The sequence below is a fragment of the Chryseobacterium sp. Leaf404 genome (assembly GCF_001424145.1).
Lineage (GTDB): Bacteria > Bacteroidota > Bacteroidia > Flavobacteriales > Weeksellaceae > Chryseobacterium.
Genome location: NZ_LMQM01000001.1, coordinates 1 through 22953 on the forward strand (window position 1 = coordinate 1; position 22953 = coordinate 22953).

At 38.3% G+C, this 22953-nt stretch carries 13 protein-coding genes; 6 read left to right on the top strand and 7 right to left on the bottom strand.

All coding sequences use genetic code 11. The features are described 5' to 3' along the window. Positions 1-388: 388 nt before the first annotated feature. The 7 genes from ASG31_RS00005 to ASG31_RS00035 all read right to left on the bottom strand — a co-directional run bounded on the left by ASG31_RS00005 (position 389) and on the right by ASG31_RS00035 (position 12905). The gene (locus tag ASG31_RS00005; RefSeq protein WP_056027985.1) at positions 389-712 is read right to left on the bottom strand and encodes a VanZ family protein; all 324 of its coding nucleotides are present in this window, start codon (positions 710-712) and stop codon (positions 389-391) included. 25 nt (positions 713-737) lie between these two features. Beyond that, positions 738-1115: a glycine cleavage system protein GcvH gene (gcvH, locus tag ASG31_RS00010; protein ID WP_056026310.1), complete on the bottom strand. Its 378-nt coding sequence runs from the start codon at positions 1113-1115 to the stop codon at positions 738-740. A 377-nt stretch (positions 1116-1492) separates the two neighbouring features. Then, entirely contained in the window at positions 1493-8539 is a 7047-nt protein-coding gene (gene sprA / locus ASG31_RS00015) for a cell surface protein SprA (RefSeq protein WP_185113184.1), read from the bottom strand. Between the two features lie 6 nt (positions 8540-8545). Beyond that, the gene (gene ruvA / locus ASG31_RS00020) at positions 8546-9130 is read right to left on the bottom strand and encodes a Holliday junction branch migration protein RuvA (RefSeq protein WP_056026315.1); all 585 of its coding nucleotides are present in this window, start codon (positions 9128-9130) and stop codon (positions 8546-8548) included. A 272-nt stretch (positions 9131-9402) separates the two neighbouring features. Next, positions 9403-11691 (bottom strand): NADP-dependent malic enzyme, encoded by a 2289-nt coding sequence (locus tag ASG31_RS00025; RefSeq protein ID WP_056026319.1) that lies wholly within the window; start codon positions 11689-11691, stop codon positions 9403-9405. A 15-nt stretch (positions 11692-11706) separates the two neighbouring features. Continuing rightward, the gene (locus ASG31_RS00030; protein ID WP_056026322.1) at positions 11707-12558 is read right to left on the bottom strand and encodes a BadF/BadG/BcrA/BcrD ATPase family protein; all 852 of its coding nucleotides are present in this window, start codon (positions 12556-12558) and stop codon (positions 11707-11709) included. An 83-nt stretch (positions 12559-12641) separates the two neighbouring features. Then, positions 12642-12905, bottom strand: a complete 264-nt coding sequence (locus tag ASG31_RS00035) for a hypothetical protein (RefSeq protein WP_056026326.1) — start codon at positions 12903-12905, stop codon at positions 12642-12644. Between the two features lie 231 nt (positions 12906-13136). Between ASG31_RS00035 and ASG31_RS00040 the strand changes: the two genes are divergently transcribed. The 6 genes from ASG31_RS00040 (at position 13137) to ASG31_RS00065 (ending at position 22881) form a co-directional block, all read left to right on the top strand. Beyond that, on the top strand, positions 13137-13595 hold the full coding sequence (locus tag ASG31_RS00040) for a GtrA family protein (protein ID WP_056026329.1): 459 nt from the start codon (positions 13137-13139) through the stop codon (positions 13593-13595). Further along, positions 13588-14322, top strand: coding sequence for a lysophospholipid acyltransferase family protein (locus tag ASG31_RS00045; protein WP_056026332.1), 735 nt, complete (start codon positions 13588-13590; stop codon positions 14320-14322). Before ASG31_RS00040 ends, ASG31_RS00045 begins: the two co-directional genes overlap by 8 nt. A 40-nt stretch (positions 14323-14362) precedes the next feature. Then, positions 14363-16126 (top strand): MFS transporter, encoded by a 1764-nt coding sequence (locus tag ASG31_RS18820; RefSeq protein WP_056026335.1) that lies wholly within the window; start codon positions 14363-14365, stop codon positions 16124-16126. Next, entirely contained in the window at positions 16116-17174 is a 1059-nt protein-coding gene (locus ASG31_RS00055) for a DUF3810 domain-containing protein (protein ID WP_056026338.1), read from the top strand. Before ASG31_RS18820 ends, ASG31_RS00055 begins: the two co-directional genes overlap by 11 nt. Positions 17175-17912: 738 nt before the next feature. Beyond that, positions 17913-19316, top strand: coding sequence for a glycoside hydrolase family 28 protein (locus ASG31_RS00060; RefSeq protein ID WP_056026341.1), 1404 nt, complete (start codon positions 17913-17915; stop codon positions 19314-19316). A 1-nt stretch (position 19317) separates the two neighbouring features. Next, positions 19318-22881, top strand: a complete 3564-nt coding sequence (locus tag ASG31_RS00065) for a DUF4450 domain-containing protein (protein WP_056026345.1) — start codon at positions 19318-19320, stop codon at positions 22879-22881. Positions 22882-22953 lie beyond the last annotated feature (72 nt).

Consider the following 22953-nt stretch of genomic DNA (forward strand, 5'->3'; position numbering starts at 1 on the left):
TAACATAATTGTTTAACGCGCTGGCTAGGTGTGGTAAAAGTTGTGGATTCGTGATTGGATTTCTAAAGACGTTCTATAAATAAAACTCCTGAAATTACGTTATTACTTATTACTTATTGCTTATTGCTTACTGCTTATCAAAATAAAACAGTTCTTAAAAAGCTATCCTAGTTACTAGCCCCGATGGAAACGGCATCCTTTTGTGATGAGGAACGAAGAGCAAAAGATATAGTGGACAGCGGGAATAAGCTCCTGAAAAAATTGTGGGAGAGTTGGAAGGTGAGAGGGTTGGGAATTTGAGGGTCAGAGAGAGAGAGAGAGAGAGTGTGTGAGAGAGTATATGTGTATGTGCGTGTGTGCGTGTGTGCGAGAGCAGTGATAAATATTTTTAGAATTTTGTTGCAATATATTTATAGGTATAGTATCCGATAAGACAGCCCAGGGTATCTGCGACGATGTCGAGGGTTTCAATGGAGCGGCCGAGGTGCATTTCTTCCTGTAAGATTTCTGTGAGGAAGGCGTAAATGAGTATGATCTGAATGTAGTAGCCGAATTTTATTTTTGGAAAGGACGCAATGAAAAGAAATCCCAGAGCTGCAAAGATGCTCAGGTGCAAAACTTTGTCTATGCCGCTGAACATAAACCAATATTCATGGTTTTCCTGGCCCGGCTTGAGGAGCATAAAAGTAAGAAATGCCCAATAAATGGGCAAAATCTTATTAAATATTGTTCTGTAATTATCCAATGACAGCCTGATATTCTTCTGCAGTAAGCAATTCTGACTGATCTGCACCTTCTGCAAGCTCAAGTTTGATGATCCATCCGTTTCCGTATGGGTCTGAGTTCAGTAACTCCGGCTGGTCTTCTAACTCGGCGTTGAATTCTATTACTTTCCCTGCGATTGGTAGGAAAAGGTCTGATACCGTTTTTACTGCTTCTACACTTCCGAAAACGGCTTGCCCTTCAAGATCTTCGTCCACGGTGTCAACGTCTACGTAAACGATGTCGCCCAGCTCGCCCTGTGCGAAATCTGTGATACCGATAGTGGCAACGTTTCCTTCAATCCTGATCCATTCGTGGTCTTTGGTGTACTTTAGTTCTGCAGGTGTATTCATTTTTAATTTTTTATAGTGACAAATTTAATTTAAAATTGGTGAATGGTCAAAAGAAAATTTCATTTTTGTTGGGTTGTGGGGTTGGGGGTTCGGGATGCGCGGGTTCGGGATGCGGGGTGCGGGTCTATGGTTTAAGGTTTAAGGTTTAAGGTTTAAGGTTTAAGGAAGGTAAGGGTTTTTATTTGAGAACATTTTATTTGAGTTGTGGTTTGACGTTTTATATTTAAAGGTTTTTGCTGCAACAAAGTTTAGATTTGATGAAAGAGTAGAATCTTAGTTCAGTCTTAAGCAAATACGTAAATTCTTTTCGATCGATGCTCAATAAAAAATCCCTTTCAGTTTTTTTTGAAAGGGATTTTTTGTGAATATAAATTGTTTTAGAAACCTCCTGCGTCTCCGAAGGTGAAGGTTGCTCTGAGACCTGCTCTTACGGTTGACAGCGGGAAGGCTGTTGATATTTTGTATCTGGAAGTCATCTGCTCATAAAATACTGCGAGATTCAGGTTTTGTGAAACGTTGTAGTCTGCAGATAATTTAATGTTCATCAAACGCTGTCCTCCGGTCACCTGAGAATCATCCAATAAAATATTCATAATGCTTGTGCGGCTGTCGCGAAGGGATATATCTCCTCTGATATTTAAGTCTGCTCCTTTATTATTAGGGCCTCCTCCACCTGCATTCCCTAATCTGAAGTTTCTTACGATGTAACCAAGACGGACTACATATTCTGTATTTGAATCTTCTGTTAAGGTGTGATTTACAAGACCCAGCAACAACATTCTGTTTCTGTTGTACTGAATTCCGAACTGCATATTGTTTCTCATCGTCACGTCTATTCCTACAAGCGGTGCAAAAGATTCTACGTAACCCACTTGCGAGAATGTGAACGGATTGATGCGGTCTCCGTTAATATCGAAGCTTCCCGGATTATTGAAATAATCGATGCTTGACTGTACTCCAGTTGCCGTATAAGTTGCATTGTAGCTGTGAAGGATATCAAACTTGGTGAACTGACCATTGATTACCGGAATATTTTTTAAACCAGACCATGTGATTCTCCAGTTCGGGAACGGAAGTCCGGATTTTCTTGCATTGCCGATCTGTTTTGGAGATTTGCCCTCTACAGCTGCACGGAATGCAGGAATTAAAACATAAGCATTGGCAATACTGTACCCCGGAGCAAAACCATCCGCTCCCGGAGTGCCGCCTATCTGCTGCGAAATCGCCTGAGCGTTCTGTCTGATGGCTGCATACACTGCCATACCGTCCTGAAAGGAAGTTTTAACGGTATTCACAGAATTGGAATAGCTGATTAAGTCTGTAGCAAATGTCAGATTAGGATTTGCGTTGCCGAAGCCGTCTCTGTAATTAAACCCAGTCTGCGAGAAGTTTCTGTTATAGGTTTGAATAACATTAAAATCAATTCTCAAATCATTAACCGGCATCATTTGCAGGTTTGCCCGGAGATCACGTGTAGAAAGCCGAACATAGGGATCCACCATGAGGTCGGAGGTGCTTACCCAGCCGTTTTCAATCACCGTTCTGCGGATATCTGCCTGCGAACCAAGAAGGAAACCTACAGTAGGACCACCCAACGTCTGCCCTACTCCGTACCAGTTTGGTGCGGATATCAGACCAGGAATCACAGTACCATTGGTTTCAGAATAGGTAACATCCAACTGCTTGAATGAAGTGAGGAAAAATGCTGCACCCTGCAGTGCAGTAAGTTTATTTTTGTACTTATACTTTTTATAAGCATATCTTTTTTTCTCCCATGCCTGCGTGTAAGCTGTATTTAAAGAATCTGTCTCTCTTTTTCTTTTTCCTAAAGTTTCGGTAATTCTTTTAAAGTAACTGAACTGTCCGAAAAATTGCGGAATATTGGCTGTGGCATTAGCCTGAATAACATTTGTATTCTGACCGATTGACCCTAAACTTCCCTCAGGACTTGACAATAAAGCTGTTGATCTCGCATTCCAGTTGTATGTGAAACCATAACCTACCTCAGCATCAATAAATTCTAAATACGGAAGATATTGGAACGGAAGTTTATAATTCAGCTGAACTCTGTGATTGTATAATACCGGTCTTCCTGCACGGAAAACGTTTCCAAAGATGGAAGAATTATCCATCGTATTGACGTCCACCTGATCATTTAAAGTTCTTGTTGCCGAGTTGATTTCAAGTTTTAAAGATTTGGTAAAATTAAATCCTAAACCATACTGCCATCCAAAATAGAAGTTTCTGTTTTTAATGGCTGCGAAATCATTTCCTGGATTTCCACTCAAGATTGCTTCTACATTTCTGAATTCAAGTTCGTTATAATTTCTGTCGATTTCGGTTCTGAAAGATAATCTTGTAGGAACTGGGTTAAAATTAAATTCTTTCACCCATTTCAGATATTTATACGATTTTGCAGTATCGCTTATCATTTTGTTGAATGGCTTCACCACCCAAGGTTTAAACTGATAATTATAATCTACATATCCTCTCAGATACTGTCTGTAGTTTTTCTTGGTGTAAATATCTCTGTAATGATCATCGTTGTAAACTGCAGTTACCGAAATATTTTCTACATCATAGAATTTAGGTTTTTTATCCGGATTTACTCTTTCCTTATGCATATTTACAACTCCCAAACTTCTCTGTTGGGTGTAAGTACGCGCTACTTTTTTAAGCTCTTCCTTATTGGGAGCTTTGCTGAATTCTACATCGGTATCCAGAGGATTGTACTTCGGATCTTCGATGGTTTGTGAATAAGAATAGTTTACAGGGATTTTAATACCCGTTTTTTCCGGTAAGAATTTATCTGCGTTGATCGCGGTATTGATACTGAAAGCCGATTGCGTTGCCTGACTTCTTTCGGCAGGTTTAGAATCAATATTTCCAAAACCTACTGATGAGTAAGACGCACTGGTGTTCACGGTTGCAAAATCACCAAGGTTGAAATTTAAGCTTGCATTTCCGGCATATCCTCCGTCATTTTCTATTTCTGAAAGACGCATTTCGTTTACCCAAAGAACTCTTCCGTTGTTTAGAATATCACCTCTCAGATTACTTCTCACCCCAATCATAACTGTTGTAATGTTCCCTAAGCTTGGACGGCCTTTGACGTAGATTTTCTTGTTATCATCACCAAACTGCGTGTCTTCTCTTCTGTCTACAATACCTGTAGGAAAGTCGCGGTCTCTTCTGATTTTAGCATCAACAAAATTCTGGATATCAAGATTCACCTCATTTTCAGATGGCCAGATCTCCATAGGTGACGTAGCCGTTCTGGGGGTGTATTTTACAGAAGATTCGTATTCATAATAGTTATCTGAAGCATCACTACCAAATCTGATAAAGAATTTCACATTAGGATCTAAATCTGAATCTGCCGGTGTATCAAGATTCTGTGCATGTACAAAAACTTTCAGCTTCTTGTATCTTCTCATATCCAGCGTAGTATTTTTAAAAACACCTCTAGCTTCGTTACCCAGATTTCTTACTTTCAGATATAATGAAGATTCATTTTGTCTCTGAGCGCCAGCGTTTCCGCTTAAAACCTGTCTGTCTATACCTGGAGGCAAAACGTATGGCGGCTGGTTTAAAGCATTTTCTTCTATGTTTACACTCCCCACTTCGAAATTATCATTCATTGTGAGAGCTCCTGTATTACCTTCGGTAGTGGTAACTGCGGGTGGTGCAGCAATCAGATTAGGATATTTTCTCCAGTCTGATCTCACCAGATCCATGGTTCCGAATCTCAGGGTTGAAACATTGTCAAAACCTGTTAAGAGCATTCTTGCGAAACGCACGTTATTCAGGATAGAGGGATCTTTATCTCCGCCTGCATTCGGATCGTTGTATTTATTAACCGGAACTCTGAAAAGATACCATTTTACATCATCTGTCTGGCCATTCTGGAAAGTTGCCTGAACGGTTTTTACATCTACAATATTGTTCTGTCCTAAAGTTAAACTTGCCTGATCAAGGTTTACCACATATTCGTTATAGTTTTCACTTTGATCCAAATTGTAATCCCGGTTGATATCTTCTGCATCCGGAGTCTGAGAAGCTACTTCAAGAGAATTGCTCTCTGAATTTCCTTCAGGGCCTCTGAAATACTTGTAACGCTGAACCAGTGAAGAAGCCAGATTTCCTGTAAATCTTGTAGAAAGATAAAACACGAAATCATCAACAGCAGGGTCAGATAAATTGGTAACCGGATTCACAAAAGTGTTCCCGAAACGTGCCGCTTCCTGATCCGAACTTAAACCGTCATATCCTAAATCCTGAGCAGTTCTGTCTGTACCTTCAGTAGAGAAAGCATATAAAATAGGAGGTTGTTTTGGCTGAATACCCCAGTTTGAATTGGTGGTAGTAGACGGCGCCGATGGTACCGGAAGACCGTTTTCGTACTGCATCAAACCATCTTTGAGAATATCTTCAGAAACGTTTCCTAAATGCAATAATAATTTCGGAGCGCCACCTGGCTGACTCAAAGGTCTGTTATCTGCATAAGGATCCATCATCCAGAATTCAACATATTCAATATTTGAATTGATGAAGTTGGAAACGCTTATCGGACGCATAATTCCCGCCCATCTCTCTTGCGTGGTTTCTGTATTTGGGTTGACGTTGTAAGGTCCTTTTTCGTTTGGATAATAAGAAACGTCAAATGTATTGGTAAACGTCTGCTCACCGGCTACGAAGTCTCTGTTGTTGAAAATTTCAGAAAACTGAACCCTTCTTGAAGCGTGATTGGAAACCGACTGCGCTGTAATTCCTTCAGGAGCTCTTCCTCCCACACCCCAAAATCTCGGGTCGATGTTGTACCATGAAAGGAGGCCTCTTCCGTACCCGTTTGTGATATCATTATTTACTCCCGCTCCGTTGAAAATTGGGTAGTTTTGATTTTTTTCCGGTTTTGAAGCTAAACTCCATGCGGTAGGTTCTTTTAAAGAAATCTTCGATGTTGTCTGTTCAAAATCGTCAACGTAAGACTGATCATTTGTTCCTTTGTTAATACCAGGAATAAGATAAGCGCCTTCCATTCTGAAATTCAGATTTGATGGAGCTTCAGTGTTGATACCAGGGATTTTATCTGTAAGTCTTGTTAAAAACGGAAGCTGATTGTTGTACAACATATTCACTCCCGCCATGGTATTGTTTACCGCTTCCTGACCATAATTTACCTTTTGGGTTAATGGAGATTCAGAATAATTAACCACTGTTCCGCCAAAAATAAAGTTTTCGCTGACTCTTCTTTCTAAATTTAACCCTAAAAATCGCTTACGTTGCGTATTAAAGGTCAACTGATTTTCAAGTGAAATATTAATTGCCTGTCCGGACTGTTTTACGTTTTCATTAATAATTGTTACAGATCCCAGCATATAATCTACGGTATAATCTACCCCTTCTGTAAGCTGAACTCCGTTGGCTGAAACTTTCACAGAACCCTGTGGCACGTTGACGGCTCCAAGAGAAATCCCCTGTCCCTGCGCTCCTTTGTAACGGCCTTCTAAAGTGTACCGCTGGGCAAGATTACTTGCACTTGCTACCTGCTTCTGTTGAGAATAAAGGTCTGAAAATACATACTGTGGATCATTTGAACCTAAAACGCTCTGCATGTGACTTCCGAAAGGCTGGGCTTTGGTGAAAATCAGTTTCCCAAAATCTTTTCTTACCGTAATTCCTTCAGCAAAATCAAAAATCCCGTCGCCTAAAACACCGTTGCTAGACTGTAAATCGCCATTAAGGTTGAGCCTGTCCCAGTTTACCAATTTCAATAAATTGATATCTGCAACTGATGTACCCGGAAGGTAATTGACCTTACCTCCTGTTTTAGGATCCCGGTAAAGAACGTTTAAGATAAATCCATCCTGCTCAATCTGACCAGCATCCAGGGCATAGATGTTTTTCATCATCAACTGCCACATTGGGGACGTAGTTTTCACAGTTGTATTCGGCTTCAGTAATTTGGTAATCAAAACCGGGCTTTCTTCTGAGAATTCCCCAACTTTATAAACCTGATTGGTTCCGTTGACGGTGTATGAGTAAGATACAGCCAGTAACTGCTGATCATTCAGTCTCTGATTTAATGAAATATACCCTAACTGAGGATGAAATGAATATTCACTTGTGGTTAATCTTCTTGCTTTTCTGTTGTAGATGAACTGCTCGCCATCACCATAAGCTTCCGTTCCGCCTACTGAATTGGGTAGAACCTGGCCGTTAATTGTACTGTACGTCTGATCCGGATTTCTAATTCCCGGCCCAAGTGATGTTACTGCTCCGTAAATGTTATTCTGGCTGTTATCCGGAAGACCTGATGGGCCATCTCCTAAATCTCTGACTCCCACGATACTTTTCTGATACGCAAGATTAGAATTTCCCTGATCCAAAACCCAGACTTCCATTCTTGAAATGTTGATTCTTGAGTTGATCTGAGGATAATTCAGTAAAGCATTATCATAATTATTAAGGAAATAATGCCCGATATAATAATGCTGATTGTCTTCGTAATCTATGGCGTTTATTTTAAACGTATTCATCACACCGCCGCCCTGTACAACGATGTTTCTCGCCTCACCCTGTTGCTGAGACATCACTACGGTTCCGAAAGTTTTACCAAGCTGAAACTCAGATTTTATCCCGAAAAGTGACTCTGAACCACGGATCAAACTGGTAGAAAGCGGCATATTGACGTTACCGAACTCTATTCTTTTGATGATCTTATCTTCACCTCCGGCGCTTGGTTTGTTGACGTCATTTAATCCTTTAGTCTGAAGATCTTTCCATGTTCCTTTTGACTGCCAAACAAGATTCATTCTGTTTTCAAAAGCGAAACCGCTCTGGGTATCATAATTGGCTTTTAACTGAAGATTTTCACCTACTTTTCCAATTAATCCCAACTGAATTCTCTGGTCGATATCAAAGGTAAAACTCGTTCTGTTTTGAGGCAAAATTAAAGGATTGTCAATTTTCTGATACAGACCTGCAAAGTCAAAGGAAGCGTATCCGGAAGGGATAATTTCGATTTTATTACTCCCAAACATCGCTTCGAAGAGCCTGTTGTTGATGGTTAAAGAAGGTATTAAACCCAGTCTTGCGGCTTCAGCTTTATCTTTACGGAACATAAGACTGTATCTGTTTGATTTGTCTTTGTAGTAAGATTTTGCCTGCTGGGCATCCATAAACTCTTTGTAATCCTGAGGCGACATTGCGACGTATGGCCCGGTAATGGTATTGCCTATCTTGGGATAGACGAAGTACATTCCGGTTTTGATGTCGTAATAGGCTTCGTAGTAGGTAGGATCTTCTACCTGCCAGTCTTTTTTAATAGTAAATCCTGTAGGTTCCTGCTGCGCAAATACGCCACCCGAAACGAACAGGAAAAATAAGACCGAAAATATATTGAGAAAACTAATCTTTTTCACCAACCCTTAAATATTTTTTAAAATTTGCTTCACGAGTTCTTCCGTTGTGATGTCTGCATTCTGCTTGATCATGCGGTCTGCGATTTTCTCGCTCATCCTTTTTGGAATTCCCAAAACTTCTAATGCTGATAACGCATCTTCCTTGGTTTTATTATTCACTACAGCCGAAATGTCTTCGCCTTCAACCTTGAATTTCTGTACTTTATCTTTAAGGTCTACGATGATTCTTTCAGCAGTTTTTGCACCGATGCCTTTGGCTTTCTGGATCAAAGCACTGTTGGCAGACAGGATTGCTGTTGCGATTTCTTCGAGATTTAAAGTAGATAAAAGAATAAGCGCTGAAACGGCTCCTACCCCATTCACACTGATGAGTAGATTAAACATTTCCTTCTCTGCGCGGGTATTAAAACCAAAGAGCAAATGTGCATCCTCACGGATAATCTGCTGAATAAAAAGGGAAGATTCTTTGTTGAAAACCAGCTTTTGGGAGGTCATCAAACTGATGCCGACATAGTAGCCAACACCGCCCACATTGATCACGGCATAAGTGGGACTAAGCTCCTGAACGGTTCCCTGTAAAGAAAATATCATTATCAATTTTTATAACTCCCAAATATAGTAAATTAAACTAAGTAATAAATTCATTTAACACACGAATGATATTTAACTTTTTTTGTCATTACAACGGCAATAATTCAGCTTAAAAACGAAAAACTTCAAAATAAATTTAACAGAATAAAAAATACTGTTTGAAAACAAAAAGGCGAACCGAATTCTACAAATTCCGCTCGCCTTTTTATACGTTTTATTGACAGGATTGCATCCTATCCTTGTTAAATCGTCCCTTTGGGACTTTTGTGCATCTATTTTTTACCCTCTCTTCTCTGTGCATCCAAAACCGCAACTGTCGCCAGATTCACAATCTCATCGACACTTGAACGCATCTGTAAAACGTGAACAGGCTGTTTCAGCCCCATCAGGATTGGTCCGATTACTTGTGCAACCTTCATTCCTCTGATAATTTTGTAAGATAAATTGGCAGATTCCAAATTCGGGAAGATGAATGTATTTGCCGGAGTTGTTCCTAATTTTGAGAATGGGTAATCACTTAAATGATCAGCATTCATCGCAAAATCCGGCTGAATTTCTCCGTCCACCACCATCTTAGGGAATTTCTCATGAAGAATGCTTACTGCTTTTGCCACTTTTTTGGAAGTATCAGAAATCGCAGCGAAGTTTTCAAAACCTAACATCGCAATTCTTGGTTCGATAGCGAAAGATTTTACGGTATGCTCTGCCATCTTAGCAATATTTACCAAATCTTCAGCCGAAGGATTCTGATTGATAGAGGTATCTGCGAAGAAAATAGGTTTCTTTTCAGATAAAATCATCATCATTGCCGCAACTTTGTCTACGCCTTTATCTTTTTCGATTACCTCCAAAACAGGTCTTAAAGTAGAAACATAATTTTTAGAAAAACCAATAATCAAACCATCTGTATCGCCGTGCTTCAACATCAAAGGCCCGAAATAATCTCTCTGGCGAACGTATCTTTTTGCCTTATACTCGTTCATCCCTTTTCTCTGACGGAGTTTCCAAAGGGTTTCTCTGTATTTTTTACGGTTTTCTTTCTGGTCGTCATCACTTGGATCAATAATCGGAACATCAATATCAATTCCGAATTTCTCCATTTGCTCCTTCACATACTTTTTATCTCCCAAAAGAATCGGATGGGCAATTCCTTCTTCATATAAAATCTGAGCCGCCTTCAGAACGTTGTATTCTTCAGCATTTCCTAAAGTAATTCTCTTAGGGTTTGCTTTTGCACGGTTCTGCATCATTCTTACCAATTTCTCATCTCTTCCCATTCTGTCTAGAAGCTGAGTTTCGTATTCGTCGAAATCTGCGATGGTTTTTCTGGCAATTCCACTGTCAATTGCCGCTTTAGCAACAGCACTTGAAACTTTGGTAATTAATCTGTTATCAAAAGGTTTTGGAATGAAATATTCTCTTCCAAACTGTAAATTTTTAACATTATAAGCTAAAATAACCGCTTCCGGAACGGGCTCTTTGGCCAAATCAGCAATCGCATGAACGGCAGCCAATTTCATTTCTTCATTAATTCCTTTTGCCTGAACATCCAGTGCTCCACGGAAAATATAAGGGAAACCAAGAACGTTGTTTACCTGGTTAGGATAATCGCTTCTGCCTGTTGCCATAATGACATCCTTTCTTGTAGAAAGCGCCAGATCATAAGCAATTTCAGGATCCGGATTTGCCAATGCGAAGACGATAGGATTTTCGTTCATGCTTGACAGCATTTCAGGAGTCATCACATTTCCTTTAGACAAACCGATGAATACATCTGAACCTTTTACAGCATCTTCCAAAGTCTCAAGCTCAGTCTGAGCAACGAAATCTATTTTTTCAGGGGTAAGATTTTCTCTTTTGTGATTAATTACACCTTTAGAATCGCACATCAGTACATTTTCTCTCTTCAAACCAAGAGAAATATAAAGATTGGTACAGGCAACAGCCGCAGCTCCCGCTCCGTTGACTACCATTTTTACCTCATCAATTTTTTTGTTGGCAATCTGAAGTGAGTTGATTAATGCTGCAGCAGAAATAATTGCTGTTCCGTGCTGATCATCGTGCATCAAAGGAATATCCAATTCTTCCTTTAATTTCTGTTCGATATAAAAAGCTTCAGGAGCTTTGATATCTTCAAGGTTAATACCTCCAAAAGTAGGAGCGATACCTTTTACAATCTGAATAAATTTGTCGGGATCCTTCTCGTCAATTTCAATATCAAAAACATTGATGTCTGCGAAAATTTTAAATAAAAGTCCCTTGCCTTCCATTACAGGTTTAGAAGCTTCGGCACCAATGTCTCCCAAACCAAGAACCGCTGTACCGTTTGAAATTACAGCAACCAAATTTCCTTTTCCTGTGTAATCGTATACTGTTTCAGGATTTTTCTCAATTTCCAGACATGGAATTGCTACCCCCGGAGAATATGCCAAAGACAAATCTCTCTGTGATGAGTGGGGTTTTGAAGGAATGACTTCAATTTTACCTTTCGGTTCTGCTTTATGATAATCTAACGCGGCCTGATTAAAATTTTTCTCGTCGCGATGAGTTTTATTTGACATAAATTAATTTTTTGATTATAATATATATTGAATGTGATAGTTGACCAAACTCTCAATAGGTTTCTGTACAACGTGACCCACATTTAATCCGAGCTCTGCGGCTGCAGAACGCAAAATATCTTCGTAATAATAAGCGATGGAGCCGATGAAATTGATCTCGGCATTTTTTGATTCTTCATAAGGAAGAACCTGATAATCGAAGAAATTTTTCATCTCTTCCAAAACCATATTCTGGAAATAGGGATGGTCTTTTCTTTCGACAACAAATTTATTGAAATCTGCCAGATAGGCATTTGGTCTTGTTTTGTGATACATATTCTGCAATGCCTCATCAATCGTTAAACCATAAATTTCCTGAAATTGTGAATGTAAATCCTGAGGAAGCTTTTGCATAAAGAATCTTCGTACCAGCTGTTTTCCGATGGCACTTCCGCTTCCTTCGTCACCCATCAGATAACCTAAGGAAGGAAGTTTTATATTCAGATTTTCTCCATCAAAATAACATGAGTTTGAACCTGTTCCCAAAATACAGACAATCGTTGGTTTGCCGTCGTAAGCAGCGTAAGCAGCAGCATAAAGGTCTTCTTTCACAGTAATCTCTGCGTTGATGAAAACTTTGCCAACTTCCTGCTCTATGGTGTCGCAGTTTTGTTTCACACCACAGCCTGAACCATAGAAAAAAATCCTGGTGATAGAATTCTTAACAGACTGTAAACTGGTGTTTTTTTCAATTTCGGGAACAATGAGTTCTTTGCTGATAAAGTTTGGGTTGAAACCGATAGTTTCGGTTTTCAGGAAGACATTTTTAAAGTCGTCCAGGATTACCCAATCAGATTTTGTAGAACCACTATCAACAATAGCAACCATATTTCTATTTAGTTTAAAGGCGCTAAATTATGAATTTATATTGAGATAGTTTGATGGGAAGCAATGACTTTTCAACAATAATCCTACTGTTGAACCGTGTCTGAAGTTTCATTATACTGCATCAGCCAGTCCTGAATTTCGTCTTCGAGATAGGAGGTTTGTAAAATCATTGCATCAATGAAATCATCAGGCACAGCCTGGCTGTCAGAATTTTCGAGATTCCAGAGATCGTCAGACAGATTTTCGTATTCAGAATAGACTCTTTTAAACCGGGAGTTTTCTCTTTCCAAATCTTCAATTTTGTTTTGCTGCAGCTGAAATTTCCTGTATTTGTTTTGCCGTTCCATACAAATATTTATTTTTGTTTGATAATGTCTTGGTAATGAATTATGCAAAAACGAGCGCTATCAGATCAAAGAACATCAGTCTTAAAAGACTGAAACTAAATTTAATATCTGACCGTAACTTTCTAATTCAGAAAACTAAATTTAGAAATAATTTTCAACCGAAAAAAAAAATTAACATCTTTTTTTACTGTTTAACATATAGTTATAACTTTGCAGCATCAGCAAAATCTTATGAAAGATATTCTCATCAGGCAGAAACAGGTGCTTTTTTTTATTATTGCCGGCGGGCTAAGTGCAGTGGTGGAAATTGGAAGTTTCAAAATATTCAGTTCTTATCTGCCACAAATATTAGCAGAAGAAAAAAACTTTCATGGGATTCATTTTCCTTTAAGTAATATACTGTCTACCTCCAGCGGGATCATCACCAATTATTTCCTGAGTATCTGGTTTGTTTTTGAGCGGGGAAAACACTCCAAAAAAAAGGAATTTGTTTATTTTATGATTATATCTGTCATTTCCACGATATTCAGTCTTATTTTCTTCCAGATTTTCTACAGTTTTGTATTTAAAGATAATATTGATCTGATAATTTATACTTTAAGTCCGGAAATTTTAAGTAAAATATCTGCGATTCTTTTGGTTTCGGTTTTGAATTATTCCGTAAAGAAAAAAGTAATATTTAATGGATAAACTTAAAAAAGTTCTCAACTACCTCTGGCGCGGCTGGCTGATTATTCTGGCATTTGTTTTAACAATAATTTTCGGAATTCCCGTATACATACTATCCTACAACAAGAAGAACTACAAATATGCCTACAAATTTATCCGTTTCTGGTGCTACGGCGTTTTTTACGGAATGGGTCTCCGCTACGAACTCATCAATCTTACCGATAAAAAAATCGAGAGAAACCAGCAGTACGTTGTTATCTCAAATCACACGTCTATTATGGATATTATGCTTCCCTGCATTCTCTTTCCCAACCATCCACTGTGTTATGTCGGAAAAAAAGAGCTGGAAAAAATTCCGATTTTCGGTACTATTTACAGAAGAATCTGTGTGATGGTAGACCGTGGAAGTGCAAGAAGCCGTGCAGATGTTTACAGAAGATGCGCCGAGAAAATGGAGGAAGGCAACAGCATTGTTCTCTTTCCTGAAGGCGGAGTTCCGGATGATACATCAGTGATTCTGGATGATTTTAAAGATGGCGCATTCACTCTTTCATCAAAACACAATTCTCCGATTGCTGTTTTTACATTTGTTGGTTTAAAGGAAATTTTCCCATTCGACAATTCGCAAGGTCATCCCGGAATAGTAAAAGTATATTTTAATGATATCCTCGAACCGACCGCATCTCCCAAAGAATTAAAATTGTCTGCTTTTGAGACAATAAAAAAAACATTGACAGAATACAGTTAATTGCATAAATAAATTATATTTGTGTAATTAAAAATTCAAAATGGATTCAAACCCTCAACAGACCAAATGGTCTCAATTTCTTTCACTCATTGTAGTATTCTTTTTCTGGGGCTTCGTGGCCGCAAGTAATGATATCCTGATTCCGGTATTCAAAAAATGGTTTGTGCTTTCTCAGGTGCAGAGTCAATTGGTTGCATGGGCATTTTATGTGGCATACTTTGTTGGGTCAGTGATATTTTTCCTTGTTTCCATTAAAAGTGATATCCTTCAGAAGTTCGGTTATAAAAAAACACTGGCAGTAGGGCTCGTACTTTCATCTTTAGGTGCATTTTTATTTGTACCTGCAGCGGCGTCGGCCAATTTCTGGTTTTTCCTTACAGCTTTGTTTATCGTAGGACTTGGTTTCTCAGTTCAGCAGATTGTTGCCAATCCATTAGCGATTAAAATGGGAAGCCCACAGACAGGTGCACACCGTTTGACCCTTGCCGGAGGAATCAACTCTTTGGGAACAACGATTGGGCCGATTCTTGTGGGTATCGCACTTTTCGGAATGGGTAACGACAAAGAAACCGCAACTTCTGATAAAGAACTTTCTAAAATTGAAATCGTAAAAAACGAGTACATCACGCACAGAGATGAACTTGTAAAAAATATTGTATCTCTTAAACAGGATTCAAAAGATGATCCCACAACTGTTGCAACGGCGGTAAATACCGTTCAGCAGAATGTAAATGCTTTAGATACTGAGATCAATAAGATGAATAACGTCACTACAGCAAGCGATCTGCAGGTAAATGAATTTTCTGATAAACTGGGTAAAATAAAAGAAAAAACTTCTGCAATCAACTATCCGATTGAGTTTGTAAAGGAAAATCTGAAACTGGTAAAAGGTCCTTTCATCGTTTTGGGTATAGCGTTTATTTTGGTGGCTGTATTTATGCTTTTCTCTAAAATTGAAGATCCGGCGAAGGATGAAGAGGAAAATATTGAAGAAGGAAGTGCCAAATTCAGTATCTTTAATTATCCACAATTGTACCTAGGAATGCTTGCCATCTTCATTTACGTTGGTGTTGAAGTTTCTATTATATCAAATCTTCCTGCATTGCTTCACACAAAAGAATTCGGAGGAGTTTTGGAACATAACATTGCTCCATTCGTTTCGCTGTACTGGGGAAGTTTAATGATCGGAAGATGGAATGGTAGTATCAATGTTTTCAATATTTCAAATACAACAGTTAATATCCTGAAATTTGTAGTTCCTTTTGTTGCTTTTGCCATCATTATCGGAGCCAACACGTTGAGCGGTAAAGATGTTTCAGCATTCTATATCTACGGATTCTGGATCCTTGCGTTCATTGTAATGAGTTTCCTGGGCGGAAAAAATGCGGGCAAAACGCTTATGATTTTCGGAATTGCAGGTGTTTCAATGATGCTTATAGGATTGGTTTATCCAGACAAAGAGATGGCGAAATATTTCTTCATTTCAGGCGGACTTTTCTGTTCTATCATGTGGCCGTCAATTTTTGACCTTGCGATTGCAGGATTGGGTAAAAACACAGGTAAGGCTTCGTCTTTCCTTGTGATGATGATTTTGGGTGGTGGTATTATCCCATTACTTCAGGGTTACATCTGTGACTTCGACAAAGTGAGCAAAGAAGGAATTTTCGGAATTACATGGACGCATTTCTCCTACGTAATTCCTGTTTTATGTTTTGTTTATTTGGCATTCTACGGTTTTATCACTCCGAAGATTCTGAAGAAACAAGGCATTGTAATGGGCGAATCTGAATCTCATGGACACTAAAAATGTTGCGTTCATAAAGAAAAAAAGATTTTGGGCAGGTATTTTACTTGCCCAATTTGTTTTGTTTTACATCTTCTCAAAATCTGAATACTGGATTAATTTCTTCGATAAATTTTACAACGTTCAGAAGAATTTTCACATCAGAATTTTCAGCTCGATTCCGTTTTCGGCAGGCGACTTTTTTTATATTCTGACTGGCGTTTTTCTATTCATTCAAATCATCAATATTTTCAGAAAAACCAAACGTAAAAAAGCATTACTGAGTACTTTAATCTTTTTGAATATCATCTATTTCACTTATCAGATCTTTTGGGGGATGATGTATTTCCAAACGCCGATAATTAAAAAATTATCTTCTCAGGAAAAACCAAATATCCAGAAAGCAAAAATCTTAGCATTAAAATATCTTAAAAAAGCAGGTGAAAGCCGAAAATTGGTTTCCGAGGATAAAAACGGGGTTTTCATAATCAAAAACAGAGAAGCGTTGATAGAGGAAATCATCCATCAACAAAAATTATTACCAGAACAGATTAGTTCCAAAATGCCTTTAACTCAAATTTCAGTTAAAGAGAGCGTCTTCAGCGGTATGATGAGCTATACCGGAATTTCAGGATATTACAATCCTTTTACTGCCGAAAGTCAGTTCAATTCAAACCTTCCCCATTCAGTCATTCCATTTACGATTGCTCATGAAACTTCGCATCAGCTGGGGTTTGCACGGGAACAGGAAGCCAATTTCGCAGCTTATCTTGTAGGTATCAACTCAAAAAATCCCGAACTTCGCTACAGTGCAGAATATTTTACGCTTAAAAGTCTTCTGCGATATATCTATCTTGAAGATGAAGATTTTGCTGAAAGTCTTGTTAAGCAATATTCTCCGGAAATGGAAAGAGACCGTGCTTACGAAAGAAATTTCATGATAAGACATGAAGGCAGTCTTGAAGATTTTTTTGGTTTCACCAACAATCTTTTCCTGAAAAGCAACAGACAGGAAGGTTCTGTTACCTATTCTTACTTTGTAAATCTCCTTCTGAATTACGAAAAATAAAAAAGAATCGTATCAGGCGATACGATTCTAAAAACACAAATGATGAAAAAAAATTTATTACCTTGACTTGTTCCCTCATTCAAGGTGATGTAAAAGTACAACAATAATTTAATTGCCAAAATACTTCCACCCTTTTTTTACACATTTTAGTACAAATTTAACAATATTATGCTCGTAATATACGGATTATCACAACAATAAGAATTAACAGTATATTAATAGATTCACTAAAATATTAAACAAACTGTTTATAAATAAAGCTTCATTGCTTCAAAAAGAAAACATTTTTTAAAATAAATTAACAATAAATGCTGCGGCAAAAAAAGCACACATTGTTAACAAATGTTAAAACCAATGAAAACTCTGCTTAAATCGATGCAGTACTTCGCATTACAGCCCATAAACAAAGACTTTTTAAAAATCAAACAATTTTTGTAAATATATATTCGCAGTGAGAAATAAATAATCTGCAATTCCTGAGATTCAGTTTTAAACAAAAATTATCTTCTTAAAACTATTAGCCAACACTCAAAAATAAAAGAATTTCGGTCATCTTGATTTTTCTTCTGTGAAAACACTACACCAATTTTGATTGCTATAATCTGAGATTTTTAAAGTTTCTGCTGGATATTAAATTTAACAGACAGTGCAGGATAATTTGTAGGCGTATTTATATTAGTTTGCAGGGGCAAGTTAAAAACCAAAGGATATTTCCTCCAACTTAATATTTTTGCCATTATGAAAAAACTGACTTTAATTCTATTTGTATTCCTGCTATCCATCCCCTTATCCGCACAATACAAACCGTGGACTTCCGCAAAGCAGCCTTTAAAAGAAATTAAAGCCTTAAAGAAACAGATCAAAGCTCCGAAGTTCAATAAAGTAGATTATTTGATCACAGATTTCGGAGCTGTGGGTGACGGAAAAACTAAAAACACGGAAGCTTTCAAAAAAGCAATTGAAAAATGCAGTGCAGAAGGTGGCGGAAGAGTTGTTGTTCCGAATGGCGTTTTCTTAACGGGTGCCATTTATCTGGAATCTAATGTGAATCTGCATCTGACAGACGGTTCTACGATTTTATTCAGCCAGGACAGCAACGACTACCCTATCGTTTTTACGCGTTGGGAAGGAATGGAATGTATGAATTATTCATCATTGATTTACGCTTACGAAGAAGAAAATATCGCCATAACCGGAAAAGGAACTTTAGACGGAAATTCAGATAATGACAACTGGTGGTTCTGGTGTGGTGCTACAAAATATGGCTACAATGAATCTCGTCCGGGAAGACAAAATCCTGCCCGTGCGAAGCTTCACGAATATATGGCGCAGAGAAAACCGGCAAGAGAAAGAATTTTTGGCGATGGATGGTATTTGAGACCCAATTTCGTTCAGCCTTACAAATCTAAAAACTTTTACATGGCGGATGTTTTGGTGAAAAATTCTCCAATGTGGAATTTGAATCCTGTCTTATGTGAAAATGTCTTAATTGAAAGAGTAAAAGTCATCAGCCACGGACCAAACAACGATGGTTTCGACCCTGAAGCCTGTAAAAATGTATGGATTAAAGATTCCTATTTCGACACAGGAGACGACTGTATCGCCATCAAATCAGGAAGAGACGAGGACGGGAGAGATATCGGAAGACCTGCCGAAAACCACATTATCGAAAATTGCGAAATGAAAGACGGTCACGGCGGCGTTGTGATCGGAAGTGAAATCGCTGGCGGAGCAAAAAATATTTATGCCATCGGAAACGTGATGGACAGCAAGAATCTTGACCGTGCTTTGAGAATTAAAACCAGCTCAAGCCGCGGTGGAATCATCGAAAACGTTTTTTTCTACAATACAAAAGTGGGCGCTTACAAAGAAGCTGCCGTTCGTTTTAATATGCATTATGAAAAACCTGGAAATCATATTCCGACAATGAGAAATATTTGGGTGGAAAATTTAACAGTTGACAAAGGCGGAAAATATGCTGTATTCTCCGACGCTTACGAATCTTCGCCAGTAACAGATTTCACAATGATTAATGCTAAAATGGTGGGCGTTCAGATTCCTTACAAAGTGGATTATATGAAAAACGTGACTTTGAAAAATGTAACTGTTAACGGACAGCCATTAACTGAGTTAAAACCATAAAATGCGAAGAAAAACCATTTTCGCCGGACTGTTAGTTTTGTCGGCATTCTCGCTTTCGTATTCCCAGTCGAAACACTGGCAGAATAACGAGCGTGAAGTGCATTACAAAGAGGACAAAGGAGATTTTTTGTTGGTCAACGGAAAGTACAGATTCAACCGTGCGTTGTATGGTGATAACCGTGCATCGAGAGTTGAAGCGGGAGATTTGCCGGAATTCGCATTGTATCTTCCGGGAATGGGCGGGAATCTTCAGTTTGTCATTCAGAAAGGAAATTCGATTAAGAAATTAATTCAGGCTGATAAAATTGAAACCCGTTATCGACCGGGTTCAATGCTGTATGAAATTAAAGATCCGATTTTAGGAACCGGAACTTTAAAACTGACCGTTTTAGCACAAGCGAAAGAAGAAGGTTTGGTTTTAAAAATGGAAACTGAAAATATAGATTCATCAACAAAAATCTATGCAATTTTTGGCGGTGCGAGCGGAACGACTTTCAGCAGAAATGGCGACATCGGTGCAGACCCGGAATCCGGATTTTATCTGTTGCCGGAATATTGTCTGAACAATCAGTTTCAATTGAATAAAAATCAGTTTCAACTCACTTATTTAAACAAGAAAAAAGAAACTCAAACGGTCAGCGGAAGTTTTTCAAACGTCAGTTCATTACAGCAAACCGATGCGACGACTTTAGAAAAATTGTCTGATTTCACACAAAATAAAACAGACAGATCTCCAATTGTTTACGCTTCGTATTCTTCACAAAAAAATCCGGTTTATATTCAGGTTGCCAAAGGAAAATCAAATAAGAATTTTTCAGATGAAGAGTTAAAAAATATTTTCAATGAAGCAGAAAAATCCCGTTTAACATTAACGAATAGAATTCAGCTTAAGACTCCGGATGCAGACTTGAATAATTTCGGAGCCAATTTAGCCGTTGCTGCAGACGGAATTTGGGAAAGTCCAACCTTTCTTCACGGCGCAGTTGCCTGGAGAATGCGACTAAATGCGTGGCGAGGAGCTTACACTGCCGATGCATTGAACTGGCACGACAGAGCAAAAGAACATTTTGAAAGTTATGCCAATTCACAGGTTTTAAAGCCCGATTTTGCGCCTGTCGAAATGGATACAATGCGTCATCTAGCCCGACACGAAGAGAAAATGGGAACTTCTGTTTTTTCGAGCGGATATATTTCCAGAAATCCGAATGACAACACAAAACCGCATCATTACGATATGAATCTGGTGTTTTTTGACCAGATGTTTTCTCATTTCAATTATACGGGAGACAAAGAATTTCTGAAAAAAATGTGGCCGACGATGGTTCGCCATATGGATTGGGAAAAACGGAATTTCAAACGTGGTGATTTGTATGATGCGTATGCGGCGATTTGGGCGAGCGATGCGCTGCAATATTCGGGTGGAAAAGTGACGCATACTTCGGCTTATAATTACAGAGCCAACCGTGAGATGGCAAAGCTGGCGAAAATTATTGGCGAAAATCCTCAACCTTACGAACAGGAAGCTGATGCGATTTTAAAAGCAATGAAAAACCAGCTCTGGATCAAAGACAAAGGTTATTTTGCTGAATACAAAGATGCTTTGGGCAATCAAATCGTTCACGACAAGCCTGGAATCTGGTCGATTTATCACGTCTCTGATGCATTTATTCTGAATGAATTTGAAGATTATCAGAATTTACAATACATCAACAATCATACGCCTAAAATTCCGGTGACGGTAAAAGGTGCGGATAATAAAGACTATTTCACTTTAGCAACAACCACTTGGCAACCGTACGATTGGTCGATTAACAATGTCGCTTTGGCGGAAAATTTACAGACCGCTTTGGCGTATTGGCAAGCTGGAAGAACCGAAGATGCGTACCAGCTTTGGAAAGGAAATTTGGTAGAATCGATGTATTACGGCATCAGTCCTGGGAATTTTGAACAGCTTTCTCATTATGATGCGTTTCGTGGAGAATTGTATCGTGATTTTGCCGACCCGATTGGTGTTGCGTCACGCACTTTGACAGAAGGACTTTTCGGCGTTTATCCTAATTTGTTAGAGAATAAAATCAGCATAAAACCTGGTTTTCCGAAAGACTGGAATTCTGCCGCACTGAAACTTCCGGATTGGGAATATCAGTTTACGAGAACTTCAAAAAAGACGGAATATTTATTTAAATCAAAATATCAAAATTTGGTTTCATTGGAAATGCAGATTCCTGTAAATTATTCCAACATCAAATCGGTGAAAGTGAATGGTAAAAAAGTGGATTGGAAGATTAAACCGAATTCCATTCAGCACCCTTTTGTTCAGTTTGAAACGCCGAAAGGAAAAGATTTTAAAATTGAAATCAGTTATTCCGGAGAGGAATTGAAAAATGAGCAAACCGATTTTACTAATTACATATCTGAGAATCTTCAGTTGAATTTCGATTCAAAAAATAAAATCAAAGATGTTCTTGATCCGCAGGAATTGATTAAAACCAGAAATGGAAATCAGTTTAACTTGGTTCAGGAAGAAAGAAAAGGAACTTTCTTCATTCAAGTTGAGCAAAACGGAACTACTTGGTGGCAAACTGTGAATGTAAATATTCGTTTTCCTTTGGAGACAAAATGGGTGAATAAAAAATTGCAGATTCAGTCAAAATCTTCCAATCCAATTAATGGAAAACTTTCTGTTAATGGTTTAAACAAAACCTTTTCAATTCAAAAAAATCAAAGTGCAACCATTGAAATTCCAACAAATTATTTAAGTAAAGGAACCAATTCTATCGAACTTGAATATAACGGAATCAAACAAAATATTGAAATCACGGATTGGGAAATTGAAAACCAAGGTCAATTTAACAATATTTCATTAGCTTCAAAATACAATGAAAAAGTAACCGAAATTTTCAATCAAAAATACCTTTCCCCAAGACTTGAAGTTCCGACATTACAGCTTCCGTGGCAGGGAATCGGAAACTGGTGTTACCCGTTAATCACCGCCCAAATCGATGACAGCGGATTGATGAACAAAAGAAAAAATGAGAAAGTTGATTTCCTCGGAATTCCATTTTTGATTGATAGATCCGATAAAAATATCGCGTTTGTAAGTCAGTGGGATAACTACTCGAATTCTCTTGAAATTCCTATTTCCGGAAAAGGAAAGAAAATCTACTTTTTGATGGCGGGAACTACAAATCCGATGCAGTCGCAGATTGTGAATGGAAAAATTACGGTTCAGTATGTTGACGGTTCAACTTCAGAATTAGAATTGAAAAATCCGACAAACTGGTGGCCGATTGAGCAGGATTTGTTTGACGATAATTTTGCGTTCGAAATTCCGGATGACAAAATTCCGTATCGTGTGAAACTGAAAACCGGAGAATTGTACAAAGGTGGAACTTTGCGCCAATATTCAAGCATCAAAGGATTTACGGACCGTCAGGTTGATGGTGGCTCTGCGACGATTCTGGATTTGCCGATTGATGCGAATAAAGAATTAAAATCGATAAAACTAACCGCCGTGAGCAATGATGTGGTGATTGGAATGATGAGTGCGACGGTTTTGAAATAGAAGATAATGCCACGAATGCACGAATTAATTATTAATAAAAATTATTCGTGTATTCGTGGCTAAAAAAATAAA